This window comes from Streptomyces sp. NPDC043861 (assembly GCF_056435905.1).
The window spans coordinates 209,340-222,274 of record NZ_JBWKDP010000004.1; the positions used below are offsets into that span (position 1 = coordinate 209,340).

Below are 12,935 nucleotides of genomic sequence, written 5' to 3' on the forward strand. Positions count from 1 at the left end.
GTGGCTGCTCCTACGGTGGGGAGAGCCGTGAACGGGACAGGAGGGGGACCACCGTGGGCGACTACTTCCGGACGATCGTCGATGTCGAGGCCGCACCCGAGGAGGCGGAGGCACTCGCGGCCGGGATCGTGGACTGGTTGGTCGACGCCGGCATCATCGTGCGCGAACGGACCGACTGCGTCTTCGGGCCGCCGCTCGGCCACGCGGAGGGACCGAACTGGGCGCGGGTCGTGGAAGACCCGTCGCAGGCGCCGAACGGCGGAATGGGGATTCTCATCGGCCGGGACACCTACGCCACCGGCCAGGGCGTGGGCTCGCCGGAATCGGTGACCTGCCCGCGCTGCAGGGCGGAGACCCAGGTCGTCGACGACGCGTACGAGGTGATCGACGAGATCTGGAGCCCTTTCGAGGCGGGCATCACCGTCTGGAAGGAGACCGGCGAGGCAAGCGTCGGCTGCCCGGCGTGCCGGCGGCCGGTGCCGGTGACCGGGTGGGGCTGGGCGGCGGCTACGCCCTCGGCGCACTGGCGTTCGAGTTCTGGAACTGGTCCGAGTTCACCTTCGACTTCCTGTGGGAGTTCCAGCAGCGGCTGGGCCACCGGACCGTGGAGGTCATGGGCAAGCTCTGACGGCTTCCGTGCGGGCGAGTGGCGAACCCCCCGAGTGCGAGGGGCGTGGCGTCCGGGGTGCGAGGGACGCACGGGGCACGGGCGACGCCCCGTCGACCGCCCCGACCTGGGCGTCCGGCCGGTCGTGTGACCTGGCTCACCGCCCCCTCGGGGCAACTCGTCGTACCCTGGGCGCATGCTTCCGCTCGTACGACGCCGCCACGTGGACTTCCTCCGCGTCACGAGCATGGGCTGTCGGGCTTACGCCTGACGCAAGCCCCCACTCCACCCCACCCGGTCATCCGGCCCCGCCCCACCCACGGCGGACGTCGGCGGTACGAGTTCCCGGTCATCGCCGGGACCGGCGGCCGGGGCAAGACACAGCGGACGCACCCATGTCTCAGACGCAGAACTACTCGCAGCTCCCGATCATCGACCTCTCCGCTGCCGACCGCGGTCCCGCGGCCCGCGCCGGGTTGCACGCCCGGCTGCACAGCGCCGCCCATGACGTCGGGTTCTTCCAGCTCGTGGGCCACGGTGTCACCGAGGCAGAGACCCACGCCCTGATGAGCGCCATGCGGGCCTTCTTCGCGCTGCCCGAGGCCGACCGGCTCGCCATCGACAATGTGAACTCACCGCACTTCCGCGGCTACACGCGGATCGGGGACGAGCGCACCGGCGGCAGCCGCGACTGGCGCGACCAGCTCGACATAGGCGCCGAGCGGCCCGCCCGCATACCCGGGCCCGGCGAACCCGCCTACTGGTGGCTCGAGGGCCCCAACCAGTGGCCTGCCGCGCTCCCCGAGCTGCGTACCGCCGCGCTCGCCTGGGTCGACCGGCTCAGCGGGGTCGCAGCCCGGCTCCTGCACGAACTCCTCGCCGCGATCGGCGCTCCGCAGGACTTCTACGACGACATCTTCGGTGACCGCGCCCATCTGCAGCTCAAGCTGGTGCGCTACCCAGGCAGCGCCGGGGACGGGGCCGACCAGGGCGTGGGCGCCCACAAGGACTACGGTTTCCTGACCCTGCTCCACCAGGACCGGATCGGCGGGCTCCAGGTGCAGCGCGAGGACGGTGCCTTCCACGACGTACCGCCGCTGCCCGGCGCGTTCGTCGTGAACCTCGGCGAGCTGCTCGAAGTCGCCACCAACGGCTATCTGCTCGCCACCAACCACCGCGTGGTCAGCCCGCCCGCCGCCGTCGAGCGCTACTCCGTGCCGTTCTTCTACAACCCCCGCCTGGACGCACAGATCGCCCCGGTGCCGTTCCCGCACGCGGCGGACGCGCCCGGTGTCACGGCGGACCCGTCCAATCCGTTGTTCGCGGAATACGGCCGCAACGAGCTCAAGGGCAAGCTGCGGGCCCATCCGCTGGTCGCCGCCCGCCACCATGCCGGGCTGGTGCAGCGGGCGGCGTGATCGCTGCAGGCCCGCAGACGTGATCCGCGGGCCGTGCAACCGATGGTCCGGACCGGTGCCGGCCCCGACTCAGTCCGCGATGTCCGCGAAACCCTCGATGTCGCGCGGGTCGCGGGACCCGGGACCCACATAGCGGGCGGACGGCCGCACCAGCCGCCCGGTGCGCTTCTGTTCGAGGATGTGCGCCGACCAGCCGGCCGTGCGCGCGCAGGTGAACATCGAAGTGAACATGTGCGCCGGGACCTCCGCGAAGTCCAGCATGATCGCGGCCCAGAACTCCACATTGGTCGCCAGCACCCGGTCCGGGCGGCGGCTGTGCAGCTCCTCCAGCGCGGCCTTCTCCAGCGCCTCGGCGATCTCGAAGCGCGGCGCGCCGAGCTCCTTCGCCGTGCGCCGCAGAACACGGGCGCGCGGGTCCTCGGCCCGGTAGACCCGGTGGCCGAAGCCCATCAGCCGCTCACCCTTGTCCAGGGCCTTCTTCACGTACGCGACCGCGTCACCCGTGCGCTCGATCTCCTCGATCATGCCGAGGACGCGGGACGGCGCACCGCCGTGCAGCGGTCCGGACATGGCGCCGACGGCACCGGAGAGCGCGGCCGCGACATCGGCGCCGGTCGAGGCGATCACACGGGCCGTGAAGGTGGAGGCGTTCATGCCGTGCTCGGCGGCCGACGTCCAGTACGCGTCGACGGCCTTGACGTGCTTGGGGTCGGGCTCGCCGCGCCAGCGGATCATGAAGCGCTCGACGACCGACTCGGCCTTGTCGATCTCCCGCTGCGGCACCATCGGGAGACCCTGTCCACGGGCACTCTGTGCCACGTACGACAGCGCCATCACGGCGGCCCGTGCGAGGTCGTCGCGAGCCTGCGCCTCGTCGATGTCGAGCAGCGGCTTCAGGCCCCACACGGGGGCGAGCATCGCCAGCGCCGACTGGACGTCGACGCGGATGTCGCCGGAGTGGACCGGGATGGGGAACGGCTCGGCGGCCGGAAGGCCGGGGTTGAACGCCCCGTCGACCAGCAGGCCCCAGACGTTCCCGAACGAGACATGACCGACGAGATCCTCGATGTCGACGCCGCGGTAGCGGAGCGCACCGCCTTCCCTGTCCGGTTCGGCGATCTCCGTTTCGAACGCGACGACTCCTTCGAGTCCGGGTACGAAGTCGGACATCAGGCGGCTCCTCGTGAGTTCGGTCGGGACGTTACCGGTGGTCGAATCGGATCGATCGGATCGGTCACCCCGGTGATGCCCCGTGCGGCGGGTGGTCACCCCATCCGCGTCGTAGGGAGGCCACAGTGGCCCAGCGGATGATTTTGGCGGGTCCCAACGATGCGGGGAAGCGTGACATCCGGCACACTCCGCCGATTCGGCCGAGAAGGATTAGCGGCACTCCGTGCCGGGAAAACTCCGCCACCGGAGCTGCCCCGCCCCATTGGGTCCGGCAAGATCGCCTGGAACGGCCCTAGGGCAGGATGACTTCCGTGACCGACGCCTTCGACCCCGCCGCCATGCGCGAGCACTACCGCTCGACCCCTCTCGACGAGGCGGATCTCCCCGCCGAGCCGATGGAGCAGTTCGTCCACTGGTTCAAGGACGCCGCGGCGGGCCACCTGCACGAGCCGAACGCCATGATCGTCTCCACGGCCACCCCTGACGGCCGCCCCTCGTCCCGGACCGTGCTGCTGAAGCACTTCGACGACCGGGGTTTCGTCTTCTACACCAACTACGCCTCCCGCAAGGGCCGGGAGATCGACGCCAACCCGCATGTCTCGCTGCTGTTCCCGTGGCATCCGCTCACCCGGCAGGTCATCGTCACCGGCACCGCGGCCCGCGTAGGGCGCGACGAGACGGACGCGTACTTCCGTACCCGCCCCCACGGCTCCCGGCTCGGGGCCTGGGCCAGCGCCCAGTCCTCCGTCATCCCCTCGCGTGCGGAACTGATCCGTCGCTACGAGGAGCTCGCGGCACGCTACCCGGCAGGCGAGCAGGTTCCGGTCCCGCCGGAGTGGGGCGGCTACCGGGTAACGCCGGAGACGGTCGAGTTCTGGCAGGGACACGAGAACCGTCTGCACGACCGGCTGCGATACGTAAGGACGGCCGAGGAGCCCGCCGGATGGCGGGTGGAGCGCCTGTCGCCCTGACGGGAGCCGCCCGAGCCGTCCACCACCCCGGTGTGCCTCACGGCGACCGGCGCCGGGGAACAGGGTGCGGCCGACGGCGGTGGGCCCGGGTCGGGGTGCGGCCGCCGGCGGCGAGCCGGCAGCCCGGCGCACGGGCAGGGCCCGACGCGGTCCGCAGGCGCCGGCGAGGCCCGCACACGCAGAAACCCGCGGGCTCTGGTCTCCTCCGGGGAGGAGGCCGGCCGGACATACCGGCGAGCCCGCGGGTCGGTGACTGCTTGGATTTCGGCCGACGTCCCCCTGCCCCGAAGGGCGCGGAGGTACCTCCAGCCGTGGTGCACAGAGTGCGACGACGGGCGTCAGCCCGCAGCCACCTCGCTTGTCCGGTAAGAAATCACTTCCGAACCACCTCCTTTCCAACGTGCGGCCCACACTAGGAACCTCCGCGGCCGGGCTCAACCCCTTTTTCCGGGATCCTGCTGCAGAGCACATCGATTTCCGGGAAATTCGTGTGTCCTGCGTCACGTTCCAGTTGAATGACGGGTGTCGCCTTCGGAGCGGCACAGGCCGAGGACGCGTCCTGCAGGGGGTGCCAGGATGAGTGCTTCCAGGAGTGAGGCCACCAGCGCGGTGGGGCCGGACGGGCCGGAGCGGGACGGGCCGGGTTCGGATCTTCTCGCCGCGCTGCTGGACGGGATGGACGCGGCGCTGTGCGCGTTCGATGCGGACGGTGTGATCACGCACTGGAACCGGGAGGCCGAGCGGATCCTCGGCTGGTCGCCCGAGGAGGCCGTGGGGCGGCGCGGGTTCGCGGGGTGGGCGGCGCGCCCCGCCGACGCGGACGAGGTCCAGGGACGGCTGATGGCCGCGATGCATGCGCCCGGGCGACAGGTCCACGAGTTCGCGCTGCTGCGCAAGGACGGCGGGCGGGTGCTCGTACGGACGCAGTCGGCGGGCGTGCGCGGGGCGGACGGCAAACCGGCCGGGGTCTACTGCGCTTTCAGCGAGGTTCATGCACAGATCGATCTGGAGCGGTCGATCGCGTTGAGCGAGGCGCTGTTCGAGGACGCCGTGTGGGCGGTCGTCCTGGTCGACGTCGATCTGCGCCCGACCGTCGTCAACAGGCACGCGGCGCGGATGCTCGGCTCCGGCGGGCGCACGACCCTGCTGGGGCGGCCGCTGGGCGAGTTGATCGTGCAGGGCGTGGAGGAACTGGAGGGCGCCCTGCACCATGTGCTCGCGGAGGGGGCTCCGGGTGGGCTCGCCGACCTGTGGGTGACGGTGCGCACGGACGAGGGGGAGCGCAGGCGCTGCTGGCGCAGCGGGTTCCTGCGGCTGGCGTCGCCGCTGGCGGAGGAGCCCGTTCCGCTGGGCGTGGGCTGGCTGTTCCAGGACGTGACGGAGGCGAAGCTCAAGGAGCAGGAGGCCGACCGGCTGCGGTTCCGGCTGAGCCAGCTGCACCGGGCGGCGCGGGCGGCCGCAGAGTACGAGGACCCGATGGAGGCCGCGACGGCCCATGTGGACTTCGCGCTGGCCGGCTTCGCGGACCATGCCCTGATCGATGTGGTGGCACGGGGCCCGCAGGGTCCCGAGGGCTCCGGGGAATCGGGCGAGCGGCTGGTGCGGGCCGCGGCGACACCCGCAAGTGCACCGGGACCGGTCGCGCGGGTGGCCGGTGCGGGGATTCCGGTCCGCTATGCGCAGGGCCATCCCGCGCTGCAGGCCATGGACCGCATCGGCTCGGTGCGCACCAGCGCGAACAGGGACGGCGAGGCGTGGGCGGCCGAGCGTCAGTGGCCCCGGGATTCGGTGCACGCCCTGTGCACGGTCCTGCGCAGCCGCGGCCGCACGCTCGGTGTGCTCACGTTTCTGCGTGCGCAGAACCGCCCCGCTTTCGAGGGCGCGGACGCGGTGTACGCGGAGAGTGTCGCCACGCGCGTGGCGACGGCGCTCGACCTGGCGGGGATGCCGGGCGAGCTCAACGCCTGAGGCTCCCCATGACCGAGATGCCCGGCCGTCCGAGCGCGCGGGTCGATGCCCGGCGGTCGGGGCAGGGAGGCCCGCCCCGCAGGGCGCTCAGTGCCGGTGGAAGATCCGGTCCGCGTACTCGGCCATCACGCGCCCGTTCCACTCGTGACCGCCGTCGACATTGCCGGAGCGCAGCAGCGGCGGCTCGATGCCGCGGCGGACGAGCTCCTCCGCCGCGGCCGCCATCGCGGCCTGCATCAGTGCGCTGGTGACCACGGTGGAGGCGGGGGCGAAGGGGGCCTCGATGCCCTCGGCGGTCAGCTCCGCGTCACCCACCGCGATCTTGGAGTCGAGAACGATGTCGCAGTGGTCCTTGAGGTACGTGCCGGAGACGTGCCGGGAGGGGGTGCCTCCCGTGCCCGAAGGGCCATGGGGAAGCGTCTCCTTCGCGTACGCCACCGAGGTGACGCCGATGACCTTGAGCCCGAGGGCCCGCGCGTTCATCGCCATTTCGACGGGGAGGGCGTTGCGGCCGGAGAGGGAGATGATGATCAGGACGTCGCCGGAGCGGGCGGGGCTGGAGTCGAGGACCGCGCTTGCGAGGCCGTCCACGCGCTCGAGGGCGGAGCCGAGGGTGGCGGGCATGACGTCGACGCCGACGGTGCCGGGTACGGCGAGCAGGTTCATCAGGGCCAGGCCGCCCGCGCGATAGACCACGTCCTGGGCGGCCAGCGAGGAGTGGCCCGCGCCGAAGGCGAAGAGCCGGCCGCCCGCCGCGACGGTGTCCGCGATGGCGGCTCCGGCGGCAGCGATCCCTGCCGCCTCCTCGTCACGTGCGCGCTCCAGCAGGCCGATCGCGGCGTCGAAGAACCGGCCCGCCAGCTTGCTCTCGCGCTCGCTCTCGCCCATTGCACGGTCCTTCCGTGGTCCCCTTGCCGACGTGTCGCGGATCACGTTGCGGTCTGGACCATTGCTCTGTCAATACGAGCTCCCCTGGTGGGCCCGGTTATGACTGCGATGCGTCAGAATTGAGCCAGGGCCAACGCACGATTCCTTTGCCACAGCATCGAGGGGCACGTATGTCCGGACTGATCGACACCACGGAGATGTACCTCCGCACCATCCTCGAGCTCGAAGAGGAAGGCGTGGTCCCAATGCGCGCACGGATCGCGGAGCGGCTCGACCAGAGCGGCCCGACCGTCAGCCAGACGGTGGCGCGCATGGAGCGCGACGGGCTGGTGACGGTCGCGGGCGACCGTCATCTGGAGCTGACCGACGAGGGCCGTCGGCTGGCGACGCGCGTGATGCGCAAGCACCGGCTGGCGGAGTGCCTCCTGGTCGATGTGATCGGCCTGGAGTGGGAGCAGGTCCATGCCGAGGCGTGCCGCTGGGAGCATGTGATGAGCGAGGCCGTCGAGAGGCGGGTGCTGGAGCTCCTGCGCCATCCGACCGAGTCCCCGTACGGCAACCCGATCCCGGGACTGGAGGAGCTGGGCGAGAAGGCGGAGGCCGATCCGTTCCTCGACGACTCCATGGTGAGCCTCGCCGAGCTCGAAGCGGGGACGGAGGGCAAGACGGTCGTGGTCCGGAGGATCGGTGAGCCGATCCAGACGGACGCCCAGCTGATGTACACGCTGCGGCGGGCGGGCGTGCAGCCCGGCTCGGTGGTGAGCGTGACGGAGTCCGCAGGCGGTGTTCTCGTGGGCAGCGGCGGCGAGGCGGCGGAGCTGGAGGCGGAAGTGGCCTCGCACGTGTTCGTGGCGAAGCGCTGACGCCAGGGGTTTTTCCGGACGTTTTTCCGACGCGCCCGTACCGCTTTCGCGGTACGGGCGCGCCTGTGTGAGCTGCACCGGGACGCTGTGGCCTCCCCGGACGCCCTGGAACGCGCTTTCCGGCCGGAACGGCAGCGCCCGCGCGTATCGCATGCCACGCTGTGGCTGAGGCATATGACTGGGGGTGGGCACATGTCGTACGTCCGCATGCCGCACAAGCTGTTGCCGCGCGGTGTGAGGTACGCACACAGGCCGTGCACGGCCATGGTGTCCGCGCATATGGAGGGCCCCGGCGCCCAAGGGCGCCGGGGCCCGTCCTCCCCTTTGCTGACCCGGAGCCCCGAGCTCCCAGGGTCATTCCCCTCGGACCGATTTCCCCGAGCGGCCCGCCTCCCGCTGAAGATCTCCCCTCGGCGACGACGATCAATCCTTGAGGACGGTCACTCGAACGAGGGGTGTTGAACGCGAGACCCCGGCTTTCGAATGGAAGTTCGATAGTCTGGCGTGACTCGACCGCTTGCCGGGCACATGCCCGATCGTTTCTTGATCTCTTGATCGCTTCGGAGACCCACGGGGGACAGAAGGGGGTGCCAGGACCATGGTGCGGCGTATGGACGTGACCGGAGCGGACGGCGTACGCCTCGCTGCGTGGGAGTTCGCCGATCCGCCCAAAGGACGCGGCGACACGGATCGCGCGCCGGGAGTGTTATTGCTGCACGGGCTGATGGGCCGCGCCTCGCACTGGGCCGCGACCGCCCGCTGGCTGGCCGAGCGGCACCGGGCGGTCGCCCTGGACCAGCGTGGACACGGACGGAGCGAGAAGCCGGCGGACGGCTCGTTCGCGCGCGAGGCGTACGTCGCCGACGCCGCCGCCGCGGTCGAGCAGCTGGCCCTCGGCCCGGTGACGCTCATCGGTCACTCGATGGGCGCCCTCACCGCATGGCAGCTGGCCGCCGAACGGCCCGACCTCGTCCGGGCCCTGGTCATCTGCGACATGCGGGCCTCCGCGCTGGGCGCCGCCTCCCAGCGGGAATGGGGCGACTGGTTCCGTACCTGGCCCGTGCCCTTCGCGACCCTCGCGGATGTCCGCAAGTGGTTCGGCGAGGACGACCCCTGGGTGGAGAGGCCGAGCCCCGCGCGCGGTGAGTTCTTCGCCGAGGTGATGGCCGAGCGTGCGGACGGCTGGCGACCCGTCTTCTCTCTCCCCCAGATGCTGGCCTCCCGCGAGACCTGGGTCCACGACGCCCACTGGGACTCGCTCGCCCGGGTCGAGTGCCCCACGCTGGTCGTCCGTGGCCTCGACGGCGAACTGGGCCGTGCGGAGGCCCAGGAAATGGTCCGCGTCCTCCCCCGCGGCCGGTACGCCGAGGTCGCGGACGCGGGACACCTTGTCCATTACGACCAGCCCGCGGCGTGGCGCGGTGCGGTCGAGCCGTTCCTGGAAGGTGTGCTGACCCCGTGAGACCGCTTGTCCCACCCGGGCCGTGACAGCGAAGAGGCGCCCGCACGGTCCGAGTGGCGGGCCGGCCAAGGCCCGCTGCTCATCGACCCGTTGAGCGAGCGCCTCCGGTGGTTCCGGCCGGTGCCGGGGTGGGGGGAGCCGCCCCGGTCCGGCCTTGGGGCGGCGGACCGGCCCCACCGTCTTCGATCCGGTCCGCCACGGCATGGGACCGCCGGTCAGAAGGAGAAGACCGTTCCCTGGGCCAGGCTCGCCCGCATCTCGCAGGAATTGCCGTAGGTGGTCGACCAGTTGACCCGCTTGCCCTGCCAGACACCGCTCGCGGTCACCGTGATCGGGTCCCACTGGCGGGTGCACGGGACGGTCGGGGCCTGGGAGAGAAGGTTGAACTCGCCGTTCACCGCGGCCAGTTCCTTACAGGCCGCCTTCGGTGACGGATGCGTGCCGCTCGGCGCGGGCGCACAGCTGAGAGTCACGGCACGCTCGACGGTGGCCGTGGCCGCATCGCCCTTGCCGACCGCGAGCACCAGCGCCGAGGGCGCGTAGAGCGAGGACGGCGCCGCGGGTGCCGCGTTGGCGGCGCCTGCGGTCAGAACGAGTGCCGCTGCGGAAGCTGCCGCGCCGATTGTGGTGACGATGTAACGCATAGGTGAATCCCCTTGTCCGTGAGTGCGATTGCGCTCGGGAGTCTTGCTGATGCGTACAGTGATCGCACATCGAGGGGAAGTTTCCGGCCGCATACGATCAGATTGATGGACCGAATGGTCGTTCGGGCAGCTCGCGAGGGGTGTGCAGGGGAGATGTGTGCGCGTCCGGTATATGGACAGCGTGCATGGGTCCAGCGGAGAACAATCAGATGACCTGTGTGTTTCCGATTTTTGTTTGATCTTGAAGTGCTTGCCCGAGGGTCCGTTCGACCGGAAAGCGTCGGCCCGGGGCCTCACTCGATCGGAGATCCGAATGACCCGCGCATATTCAGCGTGTTCGCGGCCGCGGCGATGAAGCAGATCGCAATCGCGCGTCGACCTCGGGCCGTCGGCTGTGATGTCGGTGGCGGAAGCCTCGTGCGGGGTGCTCCCCATGCACACATGGGGAGCGCCTTCTTCACACCTTCTCCCGAACCACAGACCGACCTGGTCAGCCCTTGCTGACGGCGGTCAGGATCTCCGGCAGCCGCTGCGCCGTCTGTGGCGCGGCCATCCGCAGGCCGCCCCATGCCACCACTCCGCCGTAGACGATCCCCAGCGGCAGCAGACTCCACAGTGCCGACTCCGCGTCGGTGGCGTTCAGCCAGATCGTGAGCGCGATCACCGGTGCGCAGAGCAGAGCCGAGGCGACCATTCCGCCGAAAATGGAGATCCAGGCCAGCCCGCCCTGCCCCGGAGCCACGTTCTTGTACGCGCTGTCCTGGGGGATCGAGTACGGAAAGCGTGCCGATGCCACCGCGCCCGTCGCCAGCATCGCGCCGAGCAGCGCCAGAGCGACGCCCAGCGCCTCCGGCAGCGCCTTCCAGTTGCCCAGGACCGCCGCTGTGACGGCCGTGACCAGCACCGTGTAGGGGACCGTGATCAGCAGCAACGCCAGGGCGCGGGCCCGCAGTTCGAGATAGGCGTCCCTGGACGTCGAGATCGTCTGCGCGACCATCCAGAACGCGGAGGTGTCCTGCCCGAACTGGTTGTACATCTGCACACCGAGCATCCCCGATGCGAAGCACGCGAAGTAGATCGACCCCGTCCCCTGCAGGGCGTTGAACAACGGCACGATGAGCCCGATGGCCAGGGACGTCACCCATGCCGTCTTCGTCTTCGGATCGCGCCAGATGTAGCGCAGGCTGCGCTGCATGACCGTGCCCGTACGGCCGCCAGGCAGCAGCCGGTGCAGTCCGGTGGAGGACGCCTGGCGGCCGGGCGCCGAAGAGGCCGCGAGCGTCGAGCCGTCCGGGCTGGTCATCAGCCGCGTGAGACTGTGCTGCCAGGCGTACAGAAGGACACCCAGCGCGGCCACGGAGAGCGCCAGTTGCACAAGCGCAGTGCCGTACGAGCCGGCGCTCGCGGAATCGACCGAGGCGATCGCCGACGCCGGTGGGATCCAGCGCACCACCGAGGCCACCGGCTCCAGCGCCTGCAGCCCGCCGGCCGCACCGAGCCGCTGGGCGCCGAAGTTCACGACCTGGATGCCGACCGCGACCACCAGACCGCTCAGCACCGCCAGGTCCCTGCCCTTGCGCGACGTCAGCAGCCGGATGTTGGCCGCGGCCACCGCCCGCGCCAGGGCCACGCACACGAGCACCGACAGGGGTACGGCCACCATCGCGAACAGCGCCGCCCCCACGCCGTGCGCCAGAGCCAGCGCGCCGCCCAGCACCAGACAGAGCGTGAAAACGGGACCGATCCCCACCAGCGACGCCACCAGCAGCGCGGCGACCAGCGGACGCGGACGCAGCGGCAGCATCACCAGCCGGGTCGGGTCGAGGGTCTCGTCACCGCTCGGGAAGAACAACGGCATGAACGCCCAGCCGAGCGCGAGCACCGCGATCAGGAGCACCACGAGCGAGGCCGCGTTCGGTTCGCCGCGCAGCAGGATCAGCCCCAGCAGCTGACCGGCAGCGAAGAGCAGCGCCACGACGGCCGAGGAGATGAAGGCCGCCCTGCGGCCGGACGACTGGCGCAACCCATTGACGAGCAACGACAGTTTGAGCCGTACGAACACGGGCGTGAGGGAGCCCGTCGCCGGAGTCGTCATCGGGCACCGCCGCCGCCCAGCCAGTCCAGCGCGTCCCCGTCGTCCCGGCTGCCCGCCCCGACCAGCTCCAGGAACGCGCTGTGCAGCGACGGTGCCTGGCCCCTTACCTCCTCCAGCGTGCCCTGCGCCCGGATGCGGCCCGCCGCCATCACCGCGACCCAGTCGCACAACGACTCCACCAGCTCCATCACATGGCTGGAGAAGACGACGGTCGCGCCCGACGCGGTGTAGCGCTCGAGGACCCCGCGGATCGTCTGGGCCGACACCGGGTCCACGCCCTCGAACGGCTCGTCCAGGAACAGCACCTGGGGGTTGTGCAGGAGCGCCGCCGCCAGTCCGATCTTCTTGCGCATACCGGTCGAGTAGTCGACGACCAGCTTGTGCTGCGCGCCCGCCAGATCGAGCACGTCGAGGAGTTGTGCCGCCCGCTTGTCGACCTCCTCGCCGGGCAGACCGCGCAACCGGCCCGTATAGGCGAGGAGCTCGCGCCCCGACAGCCGCTCGAAGAGGCGCAGCCCCTCGGGCAGCACCCCGATCCGGGCCTTGACCTCGACGGGATCGCGCCACACATCGTGTCCTGCGACCTCGACCCGGCCCTGGTCGGGGCGCAGCAGCCCGGTCACCATCGACAGGGTCGTCGTCTTGCCGGCCCCGTTCGGGCCGACCAGTCCGATGAACCTGCCTGCCGGAAGGTTCAGATCGATGCCCGCGACGGCGATCTGGTCACCGAAACGCTTCCACAGCCCCTGGACGCGGACGGCGGGCGGCGCCGATTCCGGCCTACCGCCCGCCTCTTGTGCACTGTGACCCGATGTCTGGTCCGGCATGATGTGCTGCCTTCCGTCGTCC

The 12,935-nt window shown here is 70.9% G+C and carries 12 protein-coding genes; 6 read left to right on the top strand and 6 right to left on the bottom strand.

Annotated elements, in window-relative coordinates; genetic code table 11:
- Positions 1 to 289 precede the first annotated feature (289 nt).
- Positions 290 to 418, bottom strand: a complete 129-nt coding sequence (locus AC068D_RS11820) for a hypothetical protein (protein ID WP_478822823.1) — start codon at positions 416 to 418, stop codon at positions 290 to 292.
- 45 nt (positions 419 to 463) lie between these two features.
- Between AC068D_RS11820 and AC068D_RS11825 the strand changes: the two genes are divergently transcribed.
- Entirely contained in the window at positions 464 to 628 is a 165-nt protein-coding gene (locus tag AC068D_RS11825; RefSeq protein WP_478822824.1) for a hypothetical protein, read from the top strand.
- A 374-nt stretch (positions 629 to 1,002) separates the two neighbouring features.
- Positions 1,003 to 2,025 (top strand): isopenicillin N synthase family dioxygenase, encoded by a 1,023-nt coding sequence (locus AC068D_RS11830; RefSeq protein ID WP_478822825.1) that lies wholly within the window; start codon positions 1,003 to 1,005, stop codon positions 2,023 to 2,025.
- A gap of 69 nt (positions 2,026 to 2,094) precedes the next feature.
- Here AC068D_RS11830 and AC068D_RS11835 read toward each other — a convergent pair whose 3' ends face one another.
- Positions 2,095 to 3,195: a citrate synthase 2 gene (locus AC068D_RS11835; protein WP_478822826.1), complete on the bottom strand. Its 1,101-nt coding sequence runs from the start codon at positions 3,193 to 3,195 to the stop codon at positions 2,095 to 2,097.
- A 302-nt stretch (positions 3,196 to 3,497) separates the two neighbouring features.
- On the opposite strand from AC068D_RS11835, the gene pdxH reads away from it, so the two are divergent.
- Both pdxH and AC068D_RS11845 read left to right on the top strand, forming a co-directional pair.
- Positions 3,498 to 4,166: a pyridoxamine 5'-phosphate oxidase gene (gene pdxH / locus AC068D_RS11840; protein ID WP_478822827.1), complete on the top strand. Its 669-nt coding sequence runs from the start codon at positions 3,498 to 3,500 to the stop codon at positions 4,164 to 4,166.
- Between the two features lie 576 nt (positions 4,167 to 4,742).
- On the top strand, positions 4,743 to 6,134 hold the full coding sequence (locus AC068D_RS11845) for a PAS domain-containing protein (RefSeq protein WP_478822828.1): 1,392 nt from the start codon (positions 4,743 to 4,745) through the stop codon (positions 6,132 to 6,134).
- Positions 6,135 to 6,221: 87 nt separating this feature from the next.
- Here the strand turns inward: AC068D_RS11845 and AC068D_RS11850 are convergent, their stop codons facing one another.
- Positions 6,222 to 7,022, bottom strand: coding sequence for an SIS domain-containing protein (locus tag AC068D_RS11850; RefSeq protein ID WP_478822829.1), 801 nt, complete (start codon positions 7,020 to 7,022; stop codon positions 6,222 to 6,224).
- Positions 7,023 to 7,192: 170 nt separating this feature from the next.
- On the opposite strand from AC068D_RS11850, the gene AC068D_RS11855 reads away from it, so the two are divergent.
- Together AC068D_RS11855 and AC068D_RS11860 are read left to right on the top strand one after the other, a co-directional pair.
- Positions 7,193 to 7,885, top strand: coding sequence for an iron-dependent transcriptional repressor DtxR (locus tag AC068D_RS11855; protein WP_478822830.1), 693 nt, complete (start codon positions 7,193 to 7,195; stop codon positions 7,883 to 7,885).
- Between the two features lie 598 nt (positions 7,886 to 8,483).
- Complete coding sequence (locus AC068D_RS11860; protein WP_478822831.1) at positions 8,484 to 9,347, top strand: alpha/beta fold hydrolase; 864 nt, start codon at positions 8,484 to 8,486, stop codon at positions 9,345 to 9,347.
- A 215-nt stretch (positions 9,348 to 9,562) separates the two neighbouring features.
- Here AC068D_RS11860 and AC068D_RS11865 read toward each other — a convergent pair whose 3' ends face one another.
- From AC068D_RS11865 to AC068D_RS11875, 3 genes are all read right to left on the bottom strand, one after another.
- Positions 9,563 to 9,991: a subtilase-type protease inhibitor gene (locus AC068D_RS11865; RefSeq protein WP_478822832.1), complete on the bottom strand. Its 429-nt coding sequence runs from the start codon at positions 9,989 to 9,991 to the stop codon at positions 9,563 to 9,565.
- A gap of 490 nt (positions 9,992 to 10,481) precedes the next feature.
- Entirely contained in the window at positions 10,482 to 12,086 is a 1,605-nt protein-coding gene (locus AC068D_RS11870) for a transporter (RefSeq protein ID WP_478822833.1), read from the bottom strand.
- A complete protein-coding gene (locus AC068D_RS11875; protein ID WP_478822834.1) occupies positions 12,083 to 12,913 on the bottom strand; it encodes an ABC transporter ATP-binding protein in 831 nt (276 codons plus the stop codon). Before AC068D_RS11875 ends, AC068D_RS11870 begins: the two co-directional genes overlap by 4 nt.
- Positions 12,914 to 12,935: the final 22 nt, after the last annotated feature.

Excerpts from the sequence above, each read along its gene's own strand:
- pdxH (WP_478822827.1), top strand. The coding sequence starts at position 3,498 with ATGACTTCCGTGACCGACGCCTTCGACCCCGCCGCCATGCGCGAGCAC.
- AC068D_RS11875 (WP_478822834.1), bottom strand. The coding sequence starts at position 12,913 with ATGCCGGACCAGACATCGGGTCACAGTGCACAAGAGGCGGGCGGTAGG.
- AC068D_RS11830 (WP_478822825.1), top strand. The coding sequence starts at position 1,003 with ATGTCTCAGACGCAGAACTACTCGCAGCTCCCGATCATCGACCTCTCC.
- AC068D_RS11870 (WP_478822833.1), bottom strand. The coding sequence starts at position 12,086 with ATGACGACTCCGGCGACGGGCTCCCTCACGCCCGTGTTCGTACGGCTC.
- AC068D_RS11860 (WP_478822831.1), top strand. The coding sequence starts at position 8,484 with ATGGTGCGGCGTATGGACGTGACCGGAGCGGACGGCGTACGCCTCGCT.
- AC068D_RS11835 (WP_478822826.1), bottom strand. The coding sequence starts at position 3,195 with ATGTCCGACTTCGTACCCGGACTCGAAGGAGTCGTCGCGTTCGAAACG.
- AC068D_RS11850 (WP_478822829.1), bottom strand. The coding sequence starts at position 7,022 with ATGGGCGAGAGCGAGCGCGAGAGCAAGCTGGCGGGCCGGTTCTTCGAC.
- AC068D_RS11865 (WP_478822832.1), bottom strand. The coding sequence starts at position 9,991 with ATGCGTTACATCGTCACCACAATCGGCGCGGCAGCTTCCGCAGCGGCA.
- AC068D_RS11845 (WP_478822828.1), top strand. The coding sequence starts at position 4,743 with ATGAGTGCTTCCAGGAGTGAGGCCACCAGCGCGGTGGGGCCGGACGGG.
- AC068D_RS11820 (WP_478822823.1), bottom strand. The coding sequence starts at position 418 with ATGCCCGCCTCGAAAGGGCTCCAGATCTCGTCGATCACCTCGTACGCG.
- AC068D_RS11855 (WP_478822830.1), top strand. The coding sequence starts at position 7,193 with ATGTCCGGACTGATCGACACCACGGAGATGTACCTCCGCACCATCCTC.